The organism is Cryobacterium sp. Hz7 (assembly GCF_004402815.1).
Lineage (GTDB): Bacteria > Actinomycetota > Actinomycetes > Actinomycetales > Microbacteriaceae > Cryobacterium > Cryobacterium sandaracinum.
Genome location: NZ_SOFB01000004.1, coordinates 37139 through 53636, shown reverse-complemented (window position 1 = coordinate 53636; position 16498 = coordinate 37139). Strand labels below are relative to the sequence as shown.

At 66.6% G+C, this 16498-nt stretch carries 18 protein-coding genes; 6 read left to right on the top strand and 12 right to left on the bottom strand.

Annotated elements, in window-relative coordinates; genetic code table 11:
* Nucleotides 1-71: 71 nt before the first annotated feature.
* Complete coding sequence (locus tag E3N86_RS00675) at nucleotides 72-1742, top strand: ABC-F family ATP-binding cassette domain-containing protein (protein WP_134374810.1); 1671 nt, start codon at nucleotides 72-74, stop codon at nucleotides 1740-1742.
* 428 nt (nucleotides 1743-2170) lie between these two features.
* Here E3N86_RS00675 and E3N86_RS16625 read toward each other — a convergent pair whose 3' ends face one another.
* The 5 genes from E3N86_RS16625 to E3N86_RS00655 all read right to left on the bottom strand — a co-directional run bounded on the left by E3N86_RS16625 (nucleotide 2171) and on the right by E3N86_RS00655 (nucleotide 5368).
* Nucleotides 2171-2338: a hypothetical protein gene (locus E3N86_RS16625; RefSeq protein ID WP_166784960.1), complete on the bottom strand. Its 168-nt coding sequence runs from the start codon at nucleotides 2336-2338 to the stop codon at nucleotides 2171-2173.
* Between the two features lie 95 nt (nucleotides 2339-2433).
* Nucleotides 2434-3078, bottom strand: a complete 645-nt coding sequence (locus E3N86_RS00670; protein WP_134511112.1) for a hypothetical protein — start codon at nucleotides 3076-3078, stop codon at nucleotides 2434-2436.
* Nucleotides 3079-3355: 277 nt separating this feature from the next.
* Nucleotides 3356-4069, bottom strand: a complete 714-nt coding sequence (locus tag E3N86_RS00665; RefSeq protein ID WP_104100070.1) for a GAF and ANTAR domain-containing protein — start codon at nucleotides 4067-4069, stop codon at nucleotides 3356-3358.
* Nucleotides 4062-4781 carry a GAF and ANTAR domain-containing protein gene (locus tag E3N86_RS00660; RefSeq protein WP_134374814.1) on the bottom strand — a complete coding sequence of 240 codons (720 nt, stop codon included), beginning with the start codon at nucleotides 4779-4781 and terminating at the stop codon, nucleotides 4062-4064. The genes E3N86_RS00665 and E3N86_RS00660 overlap by 8 nt, the downstream gene beginning before the upstream one ends.
* A 92-nt stretch (nucleotides 4782-4873) precedes the next feature.
* Nucleotides 4874-5368, bottom strand: coding sequence for a MarR family winged helix-turn-helix transcriptional regulator (locus E3N86_RS00655; protein WP_134343179.1), 495 nt, complete (start codon nucleotides 5366-5368; stop codon nucleotides 4874-4876).
* A 221-nt stretch (nucleotides 5369-5589) separates the two neighbouring features.
* On the opposite strand from E3N86_RS00655, the gene E3N86_RS16620 reads away from it, so the two are divergent.
* The 3 genes from E3N86_RS16620 to E3N86_RS00645 all read left to right on the top strand — a co-directional run bounded on the left by E3N86_RS16620 (nucleotide 5590) and on the right by E3N86_RS00645 (nucleotide 6988).
* Nucleotides 5590-5850: a hypothetical protein gene (locus E3N86_RS16620; RefSeq protein ID WP_158250226.1), complete on the top strand. Its 261-nt coding sequence runs from the start codon at nucleotides 5590-5592 to the stop codon at nucleotides 5848-5850.
* 227 nt (nucleotides 5851-6077) lie between these two features.
* The gene (locus E3N86_RS16615; protein WP_166784959.1) at nucleotides 6078-6809 is read left to right on the top strand and encodes a glycosyltransferase family 2 protein; all 732 of its coding nucleotides are present in this window, start codon (nucleotides 6078-6080) and stop codon (nucleotides 6807-6809) included.
* Nucleotides 6806-6988: a hypothetical protein gene (locus E3N86_RS00645; protein ID WP_134374818.1), complete on the top strand. Its 183-nt coding sequence runs from the start codon at nucleotides 6806-6808 to the stop codon at nucleotides 6986-6988. Before E3N86_RS16615 ends, E3N86_RS00645 begins: the two co-directional genes overlap by 4 nt.
* 21 nt (nucleotides 6989-7009) lie before the next feature.
* On the opposite strand, the gene E3N86_RS00640 is transcribed toward E3N86_RS00645, so the two are convergent.
* On the bottom strand, nucleotides 7010-7540 hold the full coding sequence (locus tag E3N86_RS00640; protein ID WP_104100065.1) for a pyridoxal 5'-phosphate synthase: 531 nt from the start codon (nucleotides 7538-7540) through the stop codon (nucleotides 7010-7012).
* Nucleotides 7541-7614: 74 nt separating this feature from the next.
* Between E3N86_RS00640 and E3N86_RS00635 the strand changes: the two genes are divergently transcribed.
* Nucleotides 7615-8508, top strand: coding sequence for an NAD-dependent epimerase/dehydratase family protein (locus tag E3N86_RS00635; RefSeq protein ID WP_134416226.1), 894 nt, complete (start codon nucleotides 7615-7617; stop codon nucleotides 8506-8508).
* 59 nt (nucleotides 8509-8567) lie between these two features.
* Here E3N86_RS00635 and rbsD read toward each other — a convergent pair whose 3' ends face one another.
* The 6 genes from rbsD to E3N86_RS00605 all read right to left on the bottom strand — a co-directional run bounded on the left by rbsD (nucleotide 8568) and on the right by E3N86_RS00605 (nucleotide 14449).
* Nucleotides 8568-8951 (bottom strand): D-ribose pyranase, encoded by a 384-nt coding sequence (gene rbsD / locus E3N86_RS00630; protein WP_104100063.1) that lies wholly within the window; start codon nucleotides 8949-8951, stop codon nucleotides 8568-8570.
* Nucleotides 8948-9871 (bottom strand): ribokinase, encoded by a 924-nt coding sequence (locus E3N86_RS00625; RefSeq protein ID WP_104100062.1) that lies wholly within the window; start codon nucleotides 9869-9871, stop codon nucleotides 8948-8950. Before E3N86_RS00625 ends, rbsD begins: the two co-directional genes overlap by 4 nt.
* Nucleotides 9868-10812 (bottom strand): substrate-binding domain-containing protein, encoded by a 945-nt coding sequence (locus E3N86_RS00620; RefSeq protein WP_104100061.1) that lies wholly within the window; start codon nucleotides 10810-10812, stop codon nucleotides 9868-9870. The genes E3N86_RS00625 and E3N86_RS00620 overlap by 4 nt, the downstream gene beginning before the upstream one ends.
* A 74-nt stretch (nucleotides 10813-10886) precedes the next feature.
* On the bottom strand, nucleotides 10887-11858 hold the full coding sequence (locus tag E3N86_RS00615; RefSeq protein ID WP_134511111.1) for an ABC transporter permease: 972 nt from the start codon (nucleotides 11856-11858) through the stop codon (nucleotides 10887-10889).
* 16 nt (nucleotides 11859-11874) lie between these two features.
* Complete coding sequence (locus tag E3N86_RS00610) at nucleotides 11875-13383, bottom strand: sugar ABC transporter ATP-binding protein (RefSeq protein WP_104100059.1); 1509 nt, start codon at nucleotides 13381-13383, stop codon at nucleotides 11875-11877.
* Between the two features lies 1 nt (nucleotide 13384).
* Nucleotides 13385-14449, bottom strand: coding sequence for a LacI family DNA-binding transcriptional regulator (locus E3N86_RS00605; RefSeq protein ID WP_134511110.1), 1065 nt, complete (start codon nucleotides 14447-14449; stop codon nucleotides 13385-13387).
* A 567-nt stretch (nucleotides 14450-15016) separates the two neighbouring features.
* On the opposite strand from E3N86_RS00605, the gene E3N86_RS00600 reads away from it, so the two are divergent.
* Complete coding sequence (locus tag E3N86_RS00600; protein WP_134511109.1) at nucleotides 15017-16435, top strand: DUF222 domain-containing protein; 1419 nt, start codon at nucleotides 15017-15019, stop codon at nucleotides 16433-16435.
* The last annotated feature ends 63 nt before the right edge of the window (nucleotides 16436-16498 follow it).

Here is a 16498-nt window from a genome sequence, read left to right as displayed (position 1 = left end):
GCTCTTCTTGAAGACTTTCGCAACACGCCGTGACGCGCGCAACCGCAGTGCCAGTCTGAGAAAATAGACGAATGACCGCAACACTCGTGGCCAAGGGCCTGACCGGCGGGTACGCGCACCGCACACTCTTTGATTCCCTCGACCTCACCGTCGCGCCCGGCGACGTCGTGGGTGTCGTCGGTGTGAACGGATCGGGCAAGTCCACGCTGTTGAGCTTGCTTGCGGGCCTGTCCGAACCGCAGTCCGGCACCGTCAGCCTCGCCCCGGCCGACGCCTTCGTCGGTTGCCTGCCGCAGGAGCACGAGCGTGTGCCCGGTGAGACCGTGGCCGGTTACATCGCCCGGCGCACCGGCTGCGCCCAGGCGACCCTCGAGATGGACGACGCGGCATCCACTCTCGGCGATGCATCACCGAGCCCGCGACCCGACGGCCTCGACCCGGCCGACGCGTACTCGGCCGCCCTCGAGCGCTGGCTGGCCAGCGGCGCCGCCGATCTCGATGAACGGATGCCCGTGGTGCTCACCGGCCTCGGTCTCACTTTCGGCACCGAACTCGCCGAGCACACCCTGATGACGTCTCTGTCCGGCGGGCAGGCCGCGCGGGTCGGACTGGCCGCCCTTCTGCTGTCGCGCTTCGACATCGTTCTGCTCGACGAACCCACCAACGACCTCGACCTCGACGGCCTGGAACGCCTGGAGTCCTTCGTCACCGGCCTCCGCGGCGGCGTCGTGCTCGTCAGCCACGACCGTGAGTTCCTGGCGCGCTGCGTGACGCGCGTGCTCGAACTCGACCTCGTCCAGGGGGCGAACCGGGTCTTCGGCGGCGGCTACGACTCCTACCTGGAGGAACGCGAAACGTCCCGCCGGCACAAGCGCGAACACTACGACGAGTTTGCCGAGAAGAAGGCCGACCTCGTGGGCCGGGCCCGCACCCAACGCGAATGGTCAAGCCAGGGCGTGCGGAACGCCATGAAGAAGGCACCCGACAACGACAAGATCCGACGCAAGGCATCCGCCGAGTCCAGCGAGAAGCAGGCGCAGAAGGTGCGGCAGCTGGAGAGCCGCATCGCGCGCCTCGAGGAGGTCGACGAGCCGCGCAAGGAGTGGCAGCTCGACTTTACGATCGGGTCCGCGCCCCGCTCGAGTTCGGTGGTGTCCACGCTGAGCAACGCGGTGCTCCGCCAGGGCGATTTCACCCTCGGCCCGGTGTCGCTGCAGGTCAACGCGGGTGAGCGCATCGGCATCACCGGGCCGAACGGGGCCGGCAAGTCCACGCTGCTGCGCGCGCTGTTGGGGCATCAGGTTCCGGATGCCGGCACGGCCAGCCTCGGTGCCAGCGTCAGCATTGGCGAAATCGACCAGGCTCGGGCTCAACTCGATGGCACCCGGCACCTCGCCACCAGCTTCGAGGAACTCGTGCCCGATCTGTCCACGGCCGAGGTGCGCACCCTGCTCGCAAAATTCGGCCTCAAGGCCGACCACGTCAACCGTCCGGCCGCGGACCTCTCCCCCGGCGAGCGCACCCGTGCCGGCCTGGCGCTGCTGCAGGCGCACGGCATCAATCTACTGGTGCTCGACGAGCCCACCAACCACCTCGACCTGGCCGCCATCGAGCAGCTCGAGCAGGCCCTCGAGTCCTACGAGGGCACGCTGCTGCTGGTCACCCACGACCGACGGATGCTGGCCAACGTGCACACGGACCGGCACTGGCGGGTGGACAACGGCCAGGTGACCGAGGCGTAGGTGAGCGGACCCTATTCGATTGGTGGAGTCGCTCCCGGAAAGTCAGAGCTGACTGCACCGAGTGGACACGGTGCGCCCAGGCGGAGCGTCGTGTCCGGTGTTGAACCAATTCGACGGAGAATCTGCCGGAAAACTGCATTTTCAGGCTCTATGGGGGCGATTTGGGCAGAATCTCCGTCGAATTCGTTCGAGGAGAGTCACTGCCAGACCTCGCGGACAACCGCCGCGAACCCAAATCCACGATCCCTCACGGCTGTCAGGCCCCTCGCATCAAGGACTCAGTAGCCGTCGGCAGGTCCTACCGGGGTGGTGCCGGCGATGCTCCAGTGCCGACCGCTGTCGACTGTCTCAGCTTCTTCCCAGTTTTCGTCACCGTCAGCGGCGTCTGCCAGGTGCAGGGCCGGTGGTCGCGGCGCAGACGGATTTCTTCAGTATCCCGGGCGGGTACTGCCGACGTTCTTCGGCCGGCGGCGCGACGAGCGAACCTTCTGCATCGCGGCCTTCCCCTGCGGGCTGCGCAGGTACTTGGTGACCACGGTCAGGATTACGGGGATGTACTTCAGCAGGCGCGCCATGGCGGTCTCATTTCTGTTCAAAATTTTGGGTACGAGAGTGCGGTAGCGGCTGGGCAGACCTGCGCCCGCCCAGCCGCCCGGTGCAGGTGTTGGATATGAGTGTTAGGTGCTGGACGTCAGCGGCCGAGTGCTTCGCGGTCGACGCGGCGGTGGAACCGCATTCCGGCGAGTCCGCCGACGATTGCGCCGATGAGGCTGATCAGGACAATGACGATCGCGGTGATGATGCTGCCTGCCGTGAGACCGTCCGGATTGAGCGGGATGCTGGGCAAGCTGTTCAGGTTCCCCAGAACGTTGAGTTCACCGCCGGCAATGACCCCGAGGATCCCTGCGATGGCAGCGATCACGATCGCCCAGACCCAGACCGCGATTCCCTGCTTGATTCCGTTGAAGCGGGCCATCCGACCGGCGACGTAGCCGCCGCAGAAATATGACACGAAGACCACAACCGCGAGCACAATCGCTCCGACCAGTGCCATGGTGCCGGCGTTCCCGGCAGCAGTTCCGGCAGCTTGGTCTGTGGAATCGGCCCCGCCCAGGCCGACTGCGGCTCCGACCGCAGCGAACAGGGCGGTGAGGATCACCGCGGTCCCGGTGGCGGTGAGCCAGCCGAAGAAAGCCGATCCCCACTTGATCCCGCCGAAGCGGGCCTCGTCGCGGCCGACGGCCTTATCACGGTCGGCGACCTCGTGGCGGTTGGTCGCCCCATCGCCCGCGGATACCGCAGCATCGGAGCCGTGGTCGTCGATGTTTCGATTCATGTTTAAACCGGATGAGTCGTATGTTGCCATGTTGATATCTCCTCTACTGATATAGATATGAACCTCAGAGAGTCAGGACGACTTCGCTCAGCCGCGTCACAGGAGAATCGATGGAGTGGACGCGATCGGAGCGTGTCCCGCCGAGACAGAATCTGTCTTCAGCGAGAATCTCATAACATGTAGTCGTATTTCAGAGGGTGTTCGTCACAGAAATCAAGCAGGGAATTTCGCGCTCCGGGAGGATTCAGGCGCTCTGAGAGGCGCGGGGGTCTCCCGCCTAGATGACAAGGGTCTGGTCGACCAGCCCCTGAGCAACCTGGGACAACAACAAGTGGTTACTGCGAGCGTGATTCCTCAGCAACGCGAATGCGTCCTCCATCGAGACTCCGCGGGAATGCGAGATCACGCCTTTGGCTTGCTCGATGAGGACTCGGGAGTTCAACGCAATCGTCAATTGCTCCCGCACCGAGTTGCTTTCTCGGAGCGTGCGTTCCTGCAGAATCCCGATCGTGGCCACATCGGCCAACGCCTGGGCCGCGCGCACATCCTGTTGACGCAGGGCGCCGGGAACAGTGGACAACAAGTTGAGGGCGCCGATGGTAGTCTCACGCAGCCGCAACGGAATCGCATGGACCGCAGCGAAACCCTGCTCCCTGGCACTGTCCCGAAACCGCCGCCACGCGAGCGGGCTGTCCTCCACGTCCGGCAGGGACACGACCGACCCGGTGATGAAACACTCGACACACGGGCCCGCCCGAGCGCTCAGTTGCATCACCTCGACAAGCCTGCTGGCTTCGCTGGTGGAAGCGACAACTTCGAGCTCTCCGTTTTCGTCGGCCAGGAGAATACCTGCCGCCGCAATATCGAAGAGCCCGGCGCAACTCTCCACCAGTGTCTGGAGGAGCTCCACCACGTCATAACCGGCAACCAGGGTGTCAGCTAGGGTCGCGAACGTTTCGATCAGGCGGTCTTCTCTCGTTTCATCAATCATGAGACCCTTCGATCTGGTTTTCATTCACCGCAAAAGTCAATCGCCGGTCGATGATCTCCTCCGCGATCTCCTGCACAGATCGGCCGACGGCGAAGGCATGGCCCTGGATGGTCAGACGGGCGTCCAGGGCAGAAATCCCCAGTTGGGCCAGCACCATGCCTGTGGCCTGATGCACCTCACGTCGGGAGAATTGTTTGCGCGTGTCGGTTTCACCCTTAATGTCGCTCTGGGACAGCCGGATGGCACGGGCGAGAACGAGCCGGCTGACGACGGTCGCGAGGGCTGCAGTGTGCTGGATATTCAGATCACTGAGATGACTGGGCCGACTCGTGTACAGGTCGATCGCCCCGATGCGCAACGGCCCCAACGACAAAGGAAAAGCAAAAAGCGCGCCCAGATCATCGGCGATGATTGCCTCCGAGAACGCCGGCCAAACCCGGTTCGGTCGTTCGCGAATGTTCGGCTCGAAGACCGGCGCCCCGGTTTCTAGAGCATCCCAACTCGGACCCTCGCCCAGATCGAATTGCAGCTCGTCCAGCCGCATCGATTGGGCGTCGCTCGCCGAGATTGTCTCATCAGGGAGAAAGTCACCGAACGTCGAGATTGACACGCCATCCACTGGCAGTACCCCCAGGAACGGCTCGAACAGACGGGACTCGCTGCCTGTCAAAGCGGACAATGCCTTTTCGGCAACCGCGAATTGATCACGCATGGCAATCCCCCCTGCGATTCTCGCTGCTGCTCCTTTTCAAACGTGGCCAAGTCATTTTCCGAACGTACCCCGCCACGTCCGAAACGGGAGGCTCAAGAAGCCTTCACGACCGATATTTGAGTTCCAGCAAGTCTTTCTTCCAGGTCGTAGCCGAGCGCCGCAGCGATATTCAGCAGCTGCGCCTCGAGCAGCTCCTGTTCAGCACACGACATTTTCCTCTGAGCTTCACCGATCCGTGCACGAAAATCACCGTAGATGCTATCCATCAGCGTCTCGCCCGTCGCAGTCAGCTCCAGGAACAGGCTCCGCCGGTCATTCGGGTTGGCAACTCGGCGCACGACATCCCGGGCGACCAACCGGTCAGAGATCGCGGTGACCGCACCCATCGAGAGATCCGTGGAACCGGCCAAAATCTTCGGTGTCACCCGGCCCGCTTCCGAAATTCGAAAAAGAACCCGTATCTCAGAACCCGTGAAGCCATCCTTCGCCGCCATCCCGGCACGCGTCTTGTCCAGCGCTCGAAGCAGAACGACCACCGCAGCAGCAACACCCTCGAGAACCTGGACGGAGCCACTTTCCTTGAACATGGATTCCTCCCGACATCAACGAAAAGTACTCAGCTGGATCTGCGGCACATTTCCGCCTCCACCCTATCGACGACGTGCATCATCTTCCAACATAAAATAATTTGAAATTCAAACTGATCGCTATATATTACTTCCCGACGCCAATTCTTAGGGCATCGTCCGATCTCTGCTGAACCACCACGTGGCGCTTCAGGGTCCGCTGAGAGACAGGGTCTATTTCCATGAACGAGTACCGTCTGACCGTGAATGGCGACCGTTACGTTGTCGACACCGACGATGACCTGGCAGCATGGAAAACCTCCGTGGCCGACGCGGTGCAGCGCGGTGGAGGATTCATCAATGTGATCAATTCCGCCGGGTTCTTGACTACGCTTCTGATCACCCCGAACTCGACCGTCACGCTGCAACAAGTCCGCTCCCAACGACCGGAGCCCTGGACCCAGCTTCTCGCCGAGGAGGCCTTCACCTACGAGGACTTCTAGCTCTCCGAACTGGTGTCTTCGGCAACTCCTCAGCGGGCCCGTCGCGGCGTACGTTTCTAGTAACAACCCGGGGGACAGATGCCGCAGCCGTGAGTCACACAGCCCGCACCTGGGGCTCACATGCCCGCGCTCCAACCGCGCCGGCACCGCCGGCATCGCCGACAGCGTGCGCTGAGCCCGCTGCCCTCCACCGGACGCCCGGGCGCCGGCTCTGCCTCTCCGTCGCCGTGAAGTTCTGGCTGTCCGTTCTGTTCGCGCTCAGCTGGACCGACGCATCCGTTTGGATCTCGCTGCCGTGGATCCAGGACCTGACCCGCCTGACCGGCGAACCGGCGGCGTGGATCATCGTCTTCCTGGTGGCATTCCTGCCTGGCTTCGTGGTGGCGTTTCTAAGCCTGTCGCTCCTGCTGGATCGCCAGCCGCCGTTCCGGGTCCCCGATCCGGTCACCCCCCTGACCATCATCGTGGCCGCCCGAAACGAGCAGGACGGTCTCCGGGAGGCGATCCGCTGCATCGGCGGGAGCGATTACGCCGGCGAGGTGACGGTGATCCTCGCCGACAACGGCTCCGATGACGCTACGGCGCGGTTCGCCAACGTCGCCGCCATCGAATCCGACGTGGACCTGCTGGTCGTGCGGCAACCTGTCCCCGGCAAGTCGAACGCGCTGAACTCCGCACTGACCCACGTGACCACGCCCTATCTGATCACGGTCGACGCGGACACGCTGCTGCACCGGAAGGCCCCGCGCCACCTGATCTCCCGGCTTGAATCCGCCCCGGCAGACACTGTTGCCGTGGCCGGCGCGGTTCTCGTGCGCAACTCCCGCATCAACCTGCCCACCCGCATGCAGGAGTGGACGGGCTGTTCTGGGTGCCCGGCCTCGTGCTGTTCGCCGTCTTCGGCAACACGGCCGTGGTCTCGATCTGGGCGCTGGCCGTGCTTCCGATCACCCTGGTGATCTACGGAAGTCTGCGCATGTTCCAGAGCCGCCGGGTCTTCGGTCCGCTCGGTCTGGAAATGCGACGCAACCGGTTCGGCTACCTGGCCTATCTGCTCGGCGACCAGGTGCTGTGTTCCTACGCGTCACTGGTCGGCTATGTGCAGTTCCTCACCGGGTCCGCCCGCCGCTGGAAGTAGTCCCGCTCAGCCCGAGCGCGCTCAGCCCTCGGCGGGAATCAGGTAGCGGTGGCGCACGTGCCGGCGGCCGGGGTCGGCCTGCCAGAATTCGACCTCGACCGGGCGCAGGGCGTACAGCTGCCAGGTGGGGTTCTCTGATCCGTCGGCGCCGGGCCGTTCGGACCAGTCGGCCGCCGAGGCATCCGTCGACAACTCGGCGACCGGGCCGACCACGCGCACCTGGCGGCCCAGCGCCGACCAGAAGAAATTCATCGCGGCCAACGGATGCTCCGTCAGCTCCCGGCCCTTGCGCGACGCCCGCGAGGTGGCGAAGTGCCAGCCCTCGGCGTCGAGATTCTTGAGGATGAGCATGCGCGACGACGGCATGCCCTCGGCGCCGACGGTCGCCAGGCTAAAGGCGTGCGGCTGGGAAACCCCGGCCGCGAGGGCCTCATCAAGCCACGACCGGAACAGTACAGCCGGGTCGAGTGGCGCCGACGCCGGGTCGAAAATCGGCAGATCGACGGGAAAATCCGGCAGGGAACGCAGCATGCTGCGGAATGATTCGCTCACCCACCGAGCCTACTGCGTCGACTGTCAGCGTTCAGAGAGTGCCGCTAGCGTTGGAAGCAGACAAGAGGAGCGAGATGAAGGTACTCATTGCAGGATGCGGGGACCTCGGCACGGAGGTGGGCCTGCGTTTCGCGGCGCTCGGGCACCGGGTGGTGGGGTTGCGCCGCAACGCGGCCGTTCTCCCCGCCGGCATCGAGGGCCAGTCCGTCGACCTCAGCGCGCACAAGCCGGTCGTGCCGGCCGACACCGAGATCGTGATCGTGGCGATCGCCGCGGGCAACCCCAGCCCCGCGGTCTACCGGGCGGCCTACGTGGACGGTCTGCAGAACCTCCTCGACGCGCTCGACGAGGCCGGCGTCACGCCCCGCCGCGTGCTGCTGGTGTCGTCGACCGCCGTCTACGACGTGTCCGACGAGAGCTGGGTCGACGAGCAGACGCCAGCCAACCCGCGGCCGGGCACCGACGCCATTCTGCTCGAGGCCGAACGGATGCTGCACGCCCGCATCCCCGCGGCTGTCGTCTTCCGCCTGTCGGGCATCTACGGCCCCGGCCGGGAGCGCCTGATCACCCAGGTGCGGAGCGGCCGCACCACCGCGTCGGCCTCGGCCCGCCACACGAACCGCATCCACCGGGATGATGCCGCGGCCGCGATCGTGCACCTGATGCTGCGGGAGGAAGCACCGGCGACCCTCTATCTCGGCGTCGACAGCGCGCCGGTGCGCGGCGGTGAGGTGCTGGCGTTCCTTGCCGAGGAGCTTGGACTGCCGGCCCCTAAGCCTGAGGCACCCGGCGCTCCCGGCACAACGACTGCCGCGCCCACTCGGCCCGTCCCGCGGGACAGCCAGCGCGGAGGCGACAAACGCCTCCGCAACCAGCTGCTGCTGGGCACGGGTTTCACGTTCAGCTATCCGACCTACCGCGAGGGCTACCGGGCCGTGCTGGCCGGCCGGGGCATCCGTCACCCGTAGCTCAACCGGGTTCGGTGTGAACCAATTCGTTCGGGAACGAGACGCCTAGAACGAGACGTCTAGAACGAGACGCCACAGACCAGCGCCGCGTTCGCGAACGGCGTCGCCTCCCCCGAACGGATGAATAGCTTCGCCGAGGCCGACAGGTCCTTCAACTCGGCGTGGCTGATGTACTCGATCGCGTCGAACCGGTCGGCCAGCCAGACCCCGGCGGGGGCGGTTTTCGACTCCTCCGCGGCCACGCAGCGCTGGAACACCATCTCCTCGAGCAGGGCGTCGAGCACCTGCTCGAAGCGCGGCACACCATGCACAAGCGCCAGGTCGATCACGGGAACGCCGGCCGGGATCGGCATGCCGCAGTCCGCGAGGAGAACGACATCCGTGTGCCCGAGGCGGGCCAGGGCGCCGGAGAGGTCGGCGTTCAGGATGCCGCGGCGCTTCATGCGCGTACCAGCGGCAGCTCGTCGGCCAGGGAGGGATACGACGTCTGCGTGCCGCGCGACTGCACTGCGAAGGCACCCACGCGCACGGCCCGGCGCACGGACTCGGACAGGCTCGACCCGGCCGCGAGCTGCGCGCTGAGGGCGCCGACGAATGCGTCGCCGGCGCCCGAGCTGTCCACGGCAACGACCCGTGGCGACGCCAGACTGTGGGTACCGTCCCGGTCGGCGCAGATCGCGCCCTTCGCACCGCGGGTGAGCACGACCGAGGGAACGCCCCAGTCGAGGAGCCGGGCGACGAGCTCGGCGTCCTCGGTGGGGATGACCATTTTCGGGGCGAGCTGCGCGAGCACGAGGGCAGCCTCGTGCTCGTTGACGACCAGCGGGTCGGCCCGACGGATGCTCGCGGCATCCAGTTCGATCACGGGCGCCAGGTTCAGCACCACCCGGCCGGTGGCCAGCCGCATTGCCGCCACGATGCCCTCCGCGGGAATCTCACCCTGAAGCACCACCACGGCGGCCTCCGCGATGACGGTCGCGCTGGCCTCAACGGCCTCCGCGCCCAGCAGTGCGTTGGCGCCGGGGATGATCACGATGGTGTTTTCGCCGTCGGCGGCGACCGTGACGAGTGCCAGGCCGGTCGGGCCGTCCACCGCGCGCACATTCGACAAGTTCACTCCGGAGCGGGTCAGGATCGCAGTCGCGACCTCGGCCTGCGGATCCCGGCCGACCAGGCCGACCATACTCACCGCGGCGCCCAGCTGGGCGGCCGCGACGGCCTGGTTGGCTCCTTTTCCTCCGGGGAGGAGCTCCATCGACGTTCCGATGAGGGTCTCACCGGGCAGCGGGTGGCGTTCGATGGTGATCAGCTGGTCGACGTTGATCGACCCGACGACGACGACCGTGCTGGCGGAGTAACTCACTTGGCGAAGTCGCCGACATTCGTCTTCGTGACGGAGACGACCTCGACCGGAACGGTCTTCTCGATCGTGTCGCCGGCGATGGCCTTGATGGCCAGTTCAACGGCGAGCTTGCCGAGTTCGGCCGGCTGCTGAGCGATGGTGGCAACCAGGGTGCCTGCCTCGATGGCGGCGAGTCCGTCGGCCGTGCCGTCGAAGCCGACGACCGCGACCTCGGTGCCGGCCCGCGACCCGAGCGCCTGGATGGCGCCGAGCGCCATTTCATCGTTCTCAGCGAAGAGGCCGGTCGCGCCGGGGTTGGCCTGCAGCAGGTTCGTGGTCACGTCGAGCGCGGCGGCGCGGTCGAAGTTGGCGGTCTGCTTGGCGACCACGGTGATGTTCGGGTAGGCCTTCATGCCCTCTTCGAAGCCCTGGCCGCGGTCACGGCTGGCCGAGGTGCCGGAGACACCCTGCAGGTGGATGACGCTGCCCGTTTCGCCCATGGCCTCGGCGAGGGCGTCGGCAGCCTGACGGCCACCGGCCACGTTGTCGCTGGCGACGAGTGAGTTCAGGTCGGCGCCGTTGACCGTGCGGTCGACCCCGATGACCGGAATACCCGCGCTGAGGAGGTCGTTCACGGCGGAGGAGGCTGCGTCGGAGTCCACCGGGTTCACGATGACGGCCTTGGTGCTGCCGGAGGCGGCGGTGGCGAGCTGATTGGCCTGCGTGGCCGAGTCGTTCTGGGCGTCGACGATGTTCAGCTGCACGCCGGCCTCGTCGGCGGCAGCCTGCGCGCCGTCGCGCAGTTCCACGAAGAACGGGTTGTTCAGGGTGGAGACGGCCAGCACGATCTTGGTGCCCGACGCCTCAGACCCGCCACCACGGCCGCAGGCCGTAGTGCCCACCAGAATCAGGGCGGCGGTGGCGGTCAGCGCCGCGATTTTGCGAAACGAGGAGGACTTCATTGTGTATTCCTTTGTGGTTATTGATGGGTGAGGAGAAAGGTAGAGGGGGTGACGGATGTCGGCCGCCGGCCTGGTCAGCTGCTGCGGGTCTTGCGGCGGAGCACGTCGACGCCCACGGCGAGGGCGATCACGAGTCCGATCACAACCTGCTGCCAGAACGATGTCACGTTGAGCAGGTTCAGGCCATTGCGGATGACGACGAGCACGAGGGCACCCACGAAAGTGCCTGAGATCTTGCCGAGGCCACCGGCGAGGGAGGCACCGCCGATCACGACGGCCGCGATGGCGTCGAGTTCGTAGCCCGCCGCGGCCTGCGGCTGCGCGGAGTCGAGGCGCCCGGCGAGCAGGAGCCCGGCAAGTGCGGCGAATAGTCCGGCCAGGGCGAAGACGGTGACCAGGATGCGCTTGACCGGCAGTCCCGACAGCCGGGCGGCTTCGGCGTTGCCGCCGACCGCGTACATCGAGCGGCCGATGACAGTCCGGTTGAGCAGGAAGGAAGCGGCCAGGGCGGCGAGCACAAGGATGATGATCGGCATCGGCACCGGGCCCAGGTTGCCGCCGAGGAAGGAGACCTCGGCCGGCGTCGAGATCGGACGGCCGTCGGAGATGACCAGGGTCAGTCCGCGGGCCACGCTGAGCATGGCGAGCGTGGCGATGAACGAGGGCAGCTTGCCGTAGGCGTTGGCCAAACCGTTGATGGTGCCGGCCAGGGCTCCGACGAACAGACCACCCAGGAGGGCGATCCAGCCGGGGAGGCCGGCGCTGGCGAACATCCAGCCCGACGACATGGCCGACAGGGCCGCCACGGCACCCACCGAGAGGTCGATCCCGCCGGCCACGATGACGAAGGTCATCCCGAAGGCCAGCACGGCCACCGTGGACACCTGGATGCCGATGTTGAGCAGGTTCTGCGCGGTCAGGAAGTCGGGAGTCGCGATGAACAGGGCGATGCAGAGAACGACGAGGCCGACGAGGGCGCCGTTGTTGGCGAGGAACTTCTTGTAGTCGAGACCGTGGCGCTTCAACGGCAGGGTTGTGGTGGACATGGTGGCTTCCCTATCTCTATTCGTACTTCTCGTCGACATCGCGGGCGGCGAGTGTCATGACTGCGTCTTGGGTGGCCTCGGCGGCGGTGAGCTCGCCGGCGATCCGGCCGTCGCGCATCACGAGGATGCGGTCGCTCATGCCGAGAATCTCGGGCAGTTCACTGGAGACCATCAGAATCGCTCCCCCGGCCGCCGTGATCGCGTTCATCAGTTCATAGATCTCGACCTTGGCGCCCACATCGACGCCGCGGGTGGGCTCGTCGAGGAGCAGCACCGTGGAGGCGGCGATGATCCAGCGGCCGAACACGGCTTTTTGCTGGTTGCCCCCGGAGAGTGCGCCGATCGACTGGTCGATGGTGTGCATCCGGATGCGCAGTTTCATGGCCACCTCGGCGGCCCGGCTGCGTTGGCCGGCGAAGTCGACCAGACCCAGCTTCGCGGTGGCGGCGAGCGTGGCGTAGCCGAGGTTGTCGTTGACGGATGCGTCGAGCACCAGCCCCTGTCCCTTGCGGTCTTCGGGCACGTGCCCGATGCCCGCTGCGATTGCCGCCTGGATGCTGCCGTTCGGCAGCTGCCGGCCGCGCACGGCGACCGTGCCGGAGGTGTACCGGTCGGCGCCTGCGATCGCGCGGATCAGTTCGGTGCGCCCCGCGCCGACCAGCCCGGCGATGCCAAGCACCTCGCCCGCCTTGACGCTGAAGCTGATGTCGCTGAACGAGCCGGCCGAGGTGAGCTTGTCGACCGTGAGGATCTCGGTCGCCTGGCTCACGTCGCCGGCCGACCGCGGGAAATGGTCTTCGATGTTGCGGCCGACCATCAGCTTCACGAGGTCGTCTTCGGGGGTGGAGGCCGGCACCTCGGCGATGAACTCGCCGTCGCGCAGCACGGTCACGGTGTCGCCGACCTCGGCGATCTCGTCAAGGTGGTGGCTGATGAACAGCATGCCCACCCCACGGCGGCGCAGGTCGGTCATCACGGCGAACAGGCTCTCGGTCTCGTGGCGGGTCAGGGCCGCGGTGGGCTCGTCCAGGATCAGGATGCGGGCGTTGATGCTGAGCGCCTTGGCGATCTCGACCAGCTGCTGCCGGGCGATGCCGAGGTCGCCGACCAGGGTGTCTACGTCGACGTCGAGGCCGATCAGGGCGAGGGCGGCACGCGCCCGATTGCGCAGGGCGCTGCGGTCGACCAGGCCGTGTTTGGTGGGCATCCGCCCCAGCATCACGTTCTCGGCGATGCTCATGGTGGGAACGAGGTTCAGTTCCTGGTGGATCGTGGCGATGCCGAGTTCCTCGGCCGCGCGGGTGGTGGGCAGGGTGACTGTCTGCCCGTCCACCACGATGTGGCCGGCGTCCGGCTGGTACACCCCCGCCATCATCTTGATCAGGGTGGACTTGCCGGCGCCGTTCTCGCCAAGCAGCACCTGCACCTTGCCGGCGTAGACGCTGACGGTGACGTCTTTGATGACCGTCACCGGTCCGAAAGTCTTGCCCACGTTCTGCAGGGTGACCAGTGGTTGTTGACTCATGTCAGTTCTTCCTCGGGCTCGGCCCGGATGCGGGTGAAACGGCTGCGGGTGAATCGGGCACTCCTGAGATGGGCGCCGAGGACGACGCCCGGATGATCAGTTCGCTGGGCAGCACCACCGACTCGGGTGTGCCTCCGCCAATGACCTCGAGCAGCATCTTCACGGCGATCCGGCCCATGTCCTCGACACTGTGCGAGATGACGCTGAGCGCCGGGTCGAGCAGGGCGAACCACTCGATGTCGTCGAACGCGATCAGAGCCACGTCCCGGCCGATACGCAGCCCGCGCTTGTGAAGAATGGCGATCGCGCCCACGGCCATCGGGCTGTCGGCGGCGAGCAGGGCGGTGGGCGGCTGGCGCAGTTCGAGCAGCGCGTGCACGCCGGCCGAGCCACTGGCGGCCTGGAAGTCGCCGAAGTAGACCAGCTCGGGGTCCTGGCTGAGGCCGAACTCGGCCACCGCGCGCGTGAAGGCGGCGAACCGGTCCCGGCCGGTCGAAATGGCCTGCGGGCCCGAGATGTAGCCGATGCGGGTGTGGCCGGCCGCGGCCAGGTGTGCAACAGCCTGGCGGATGCCGTTTTCGCTGTCCGTGGTCACGCTCGGCACATCGAGGCCGTCCACGGTGCGGTCCACGAAGACGGTCGGGATCTTGCGTTCGATCAGCGAACGGATGCTGCCGCTGCCGTCCCCGAGCGGTGCCACGACGATGCCGTCCACTCGCCTGGAGATCAGGGTGTCCAGGTACCGGTCCTGCTGTTCCTTGCGCTCATTCGCGTTGCCGAGCAGCGTGACATAGCCGGCAGCCAGGGCGGCCTGTTCGACCGTGTGGGCGAGGTCGGCGAAGAAGGGGTTGCGCACATCCGACACCAGCAGGCCGATGGACTCGGTGTGGGTGCTGCGCAGGGCGCGCGCCTGGGCGTTGGGCCGGTAGTCGAGCTGAGCGGCCGCGGCGGCGACGCCGGCCCGAGCCGCGGGCGAGGTGGCCGGGCTGCCGGACAGGACCCGGGAGGCCGTGGCCACGGAGACGCCGGCCAGGGCGGCGACATCCTTGATCGTGATGGCAACCATCTCTCACCTCTTCGTGTTCGCGCGGGTACCGATGTAGTCGTGGAATCGTTTCCATGGAAACGATTTCATACTAGGTCCCCGCGAGGGCCGCTGTCAACGAGCCCGGAGGAACAGTGCAGCGAAGTAGCATGCCCGGTACGGCGCGGAGGAGACCATGGAGATTCAGCGAGATACCTACAGAGACGGCACCCTTCTGGGTCGGCTAGAACTCGGACGGATCCATCCGAAAGTCACAGACCTGCCGGTAGCGGACCTGTCGGCGGGGCGACCCGCGTCAGTCCTGGGCCTGGGCCTGTCTGCGCCTCGAAGTCGCGGCCCCGTCGGTGGTCAAGCCCGTCGAGACCCGGCGAGTCAGTCATCAGGGTTCCCGTGCCACATTGCACCTCCCGGCACGCGTTCCGTAAAGCGGGCGCACGTGAGAGGATCCGCCGTCGTCCCCAACCTGCGCCACGGCACCGAGCGTTGCTGCCGGTCAGGCCGCGGGCTCAGCGCTGACTCGGTGGCGCCGCGCGGCCAAACAGCCGGGCGGCTGAACAAAGATACGAAACTGCTATCCACAAAAGGTGAGTGACACTCGCCTACCTGTGCTCCTTAAGGTACCCTCATAACAAGACGAACCTCGCGGATGACCTCAGGCGGGCGGCCGATGCCGTCGCCTTGCTGGGCTCCTCGAGCGCCGACCTCGCGGCTCTTCCCGACGCAGTCGTTCTCATCGGTCAGAAGCAGATTGCAGCGGCTCGCCGACTGCTCGACACCCGCGCCGCGTGGATGGCCGCAACCATCGCCCGCCGGTCCCGCCCGGAACTCGGCCACTCGGGGCTGGCCGCGCAGCAGGGGTTCCTCTCGCCCGAGGCCCTGATCCAGAACTGGACCGGCTCATCCATGGGTGACGCCTACAAGCTCGTCGCGGTCGGCACGATGATGGCCGACACCGAGGCGGCCGACAAGCTGGTCGAAGAGGCACTCTCGACGCTCTCGACGCCCGACGCCGACGCCGATGCCGATGCCGATGCTGTCGACGTCGCGGATGCTGTCGACGTCGCGGCGTTCACCGCGAAGGTGCCCTGGCAGGCGCCGATCGCCCGGGCCGTCACCGCCGGCACCCTCTCGGTTGACGCGGCCGAGGCGATCCGGGCCGGGCTCGGCCAGATCGACGCGGCAGTCACCGCGGAGAAGCTCCGGGTGGCCCTCGCGGTGCTCCTCACCGAGGCACCGTCACTGAATGCCGACGAGGTCTTCAAACGGGCGAGACAGATGCGCGACCGGCTCGATCAGGCCGGCATCACCGCCCACGAGAAGCAGGCCCACGACGACCGCTACCTGAAGGTCTACCGGCTGAGCAATGACAACGTGCGCCTGAACGGGCTCTTCGCCCCCGAAGACGGCGAATTCGTGCTCTCCACCTTCGACTCCATCACCAGCCCCCGCCGCGGCGGAGTGCGCTTCGTCGACCCGGAACGCGCCGCCTGGGCCCAAAAAATGCAGGACGACCCGCGCAGCACCGAGCAGATCAACACGGACTCCCTCGTGCAGCTGCCGAAGGTCGCCGGCGAGGCCGACCCGGGCCGGGTCTTCGGCGGACGCCGCCCGGCGGTGCGCGTGATCGTGACCGAGAAGGCCCTCACAGCCGAACCCGCCGAGCCGGGTGCCGCCGAACCCGCCGCTCACGGGCAGATCCAAGGCAACCCGGTCCCCATCTCGCAGGAAACCATCGACCGGGTGCTCTGCGACGGCGGATGCCGGTGGGTCGACTGCGACAGATCACCAGCCTGGACCGAAGCCCACCACATCAACGACTGGCTCACCGACAGCGGAGACACCAACCTCGCCGAAGAAGTACTGCTCTGCCACCCGCACCATCTACTGCTGCACAACCAGCACTGGAAGATCACCCGCACCGGAACGCAACACTGGCTGCGGCCACCGGTGGAGAACGACCCGGAACAGACACTGATCGCACTGCCGAGCAAGCGGGTGGGGCTGTAGGGCGCGGCTCTCGTCCCGGGTCTTAACAGGCTCGACCAGCGTCGTGGGGGGCGGCGGCGGGGC

Bases quoted from the DNA above. Each gene is read 5' to 3' on its own strand.
- E3N86_RS00675 (WP_134374810.1), top strand. From the start codon at position 72: ATGACCGCAACACTCGTGGCCAAGGGCCTGACCGGCGGGTACGCGCAC.
- E3N86_RS00670 (WP_134511112.1), bottom strand. From the start codon at position 3,078: ATGAATCGAAACATCGACGACCACGGCTCCGATGCTGCGGTATCCGCG.
- E3N86_RS00665 (WP_104100070.1), bottom strand. From the start codon at position 4,069: ATGATTGATGAAACGAGAGAAGACCGCCTGATCGAAACGTTCGCGACC.
- E3N86_RS00660 (WP_134374814.1), bottom strand. From the start codon at position 4,781: ATGCGTGATCAATTCGCGGTTGCCGAAAAGGCATTGTCCGCTTTGACA.
- E3N86_RS00655 (WP_134343179.1), bottom strand. From the start codon at position 5,368: ATGTTCAAGGAAAGTGGCTCCGTCCAGGTTCTCGAGGGTGTTGCTGCT.
- E3N86_RS16620 (WP_158250226.1), top strand. From the start codon at position 5,590: ATGAACGAGTACCGTCTGACCGTGAATGGCGACCGTTACGTTGTCGAC.
- E3N86_RS00635 (WP_134416226.1), top strand. From the start codon at position 7,615: ATGAAGGTACTCATTGCAGGATGCGGGGACCTCGGCACGGAGGTGGGC.
- rbsD (WP_104100063.1), bottom strand. From the start codon at position 8,951: ATGAAGCGCCGCGGCATCCTGAACGCCGACCTCTCCGGCGCCCTGGCC.
- E3N86_RS00620 (WP_104100061.1), bottom strand. From the start codon at position 10,812: ATGAAGTCCTCCTCGTTTCGCAAAATCGCGGCGCTGACCGCCACCGCC.
- E3N86_RS00615 (WP_134511111.1), bottom strand. From the start codon at position 11,858: ATGTCCACCACAACCCTGCCGTTGAAGCGCCACGGTCTCGACTACAAG.
- E3N86_RS00610 (WP_104100059.1), bottom strand. From the start codon at position 13,383: ATGAGTCAACAACCACTGGTCACCCTGCAGAACGTGGGCAAGACTTTC.
- E3N86_RS00605 (WP_134511110.1), bottom strand. From the start codon at position 14,449: ATGGTTGCCATCACGATCAAGGATGTCGCCGCCCTGGCCGGCGTCTCC.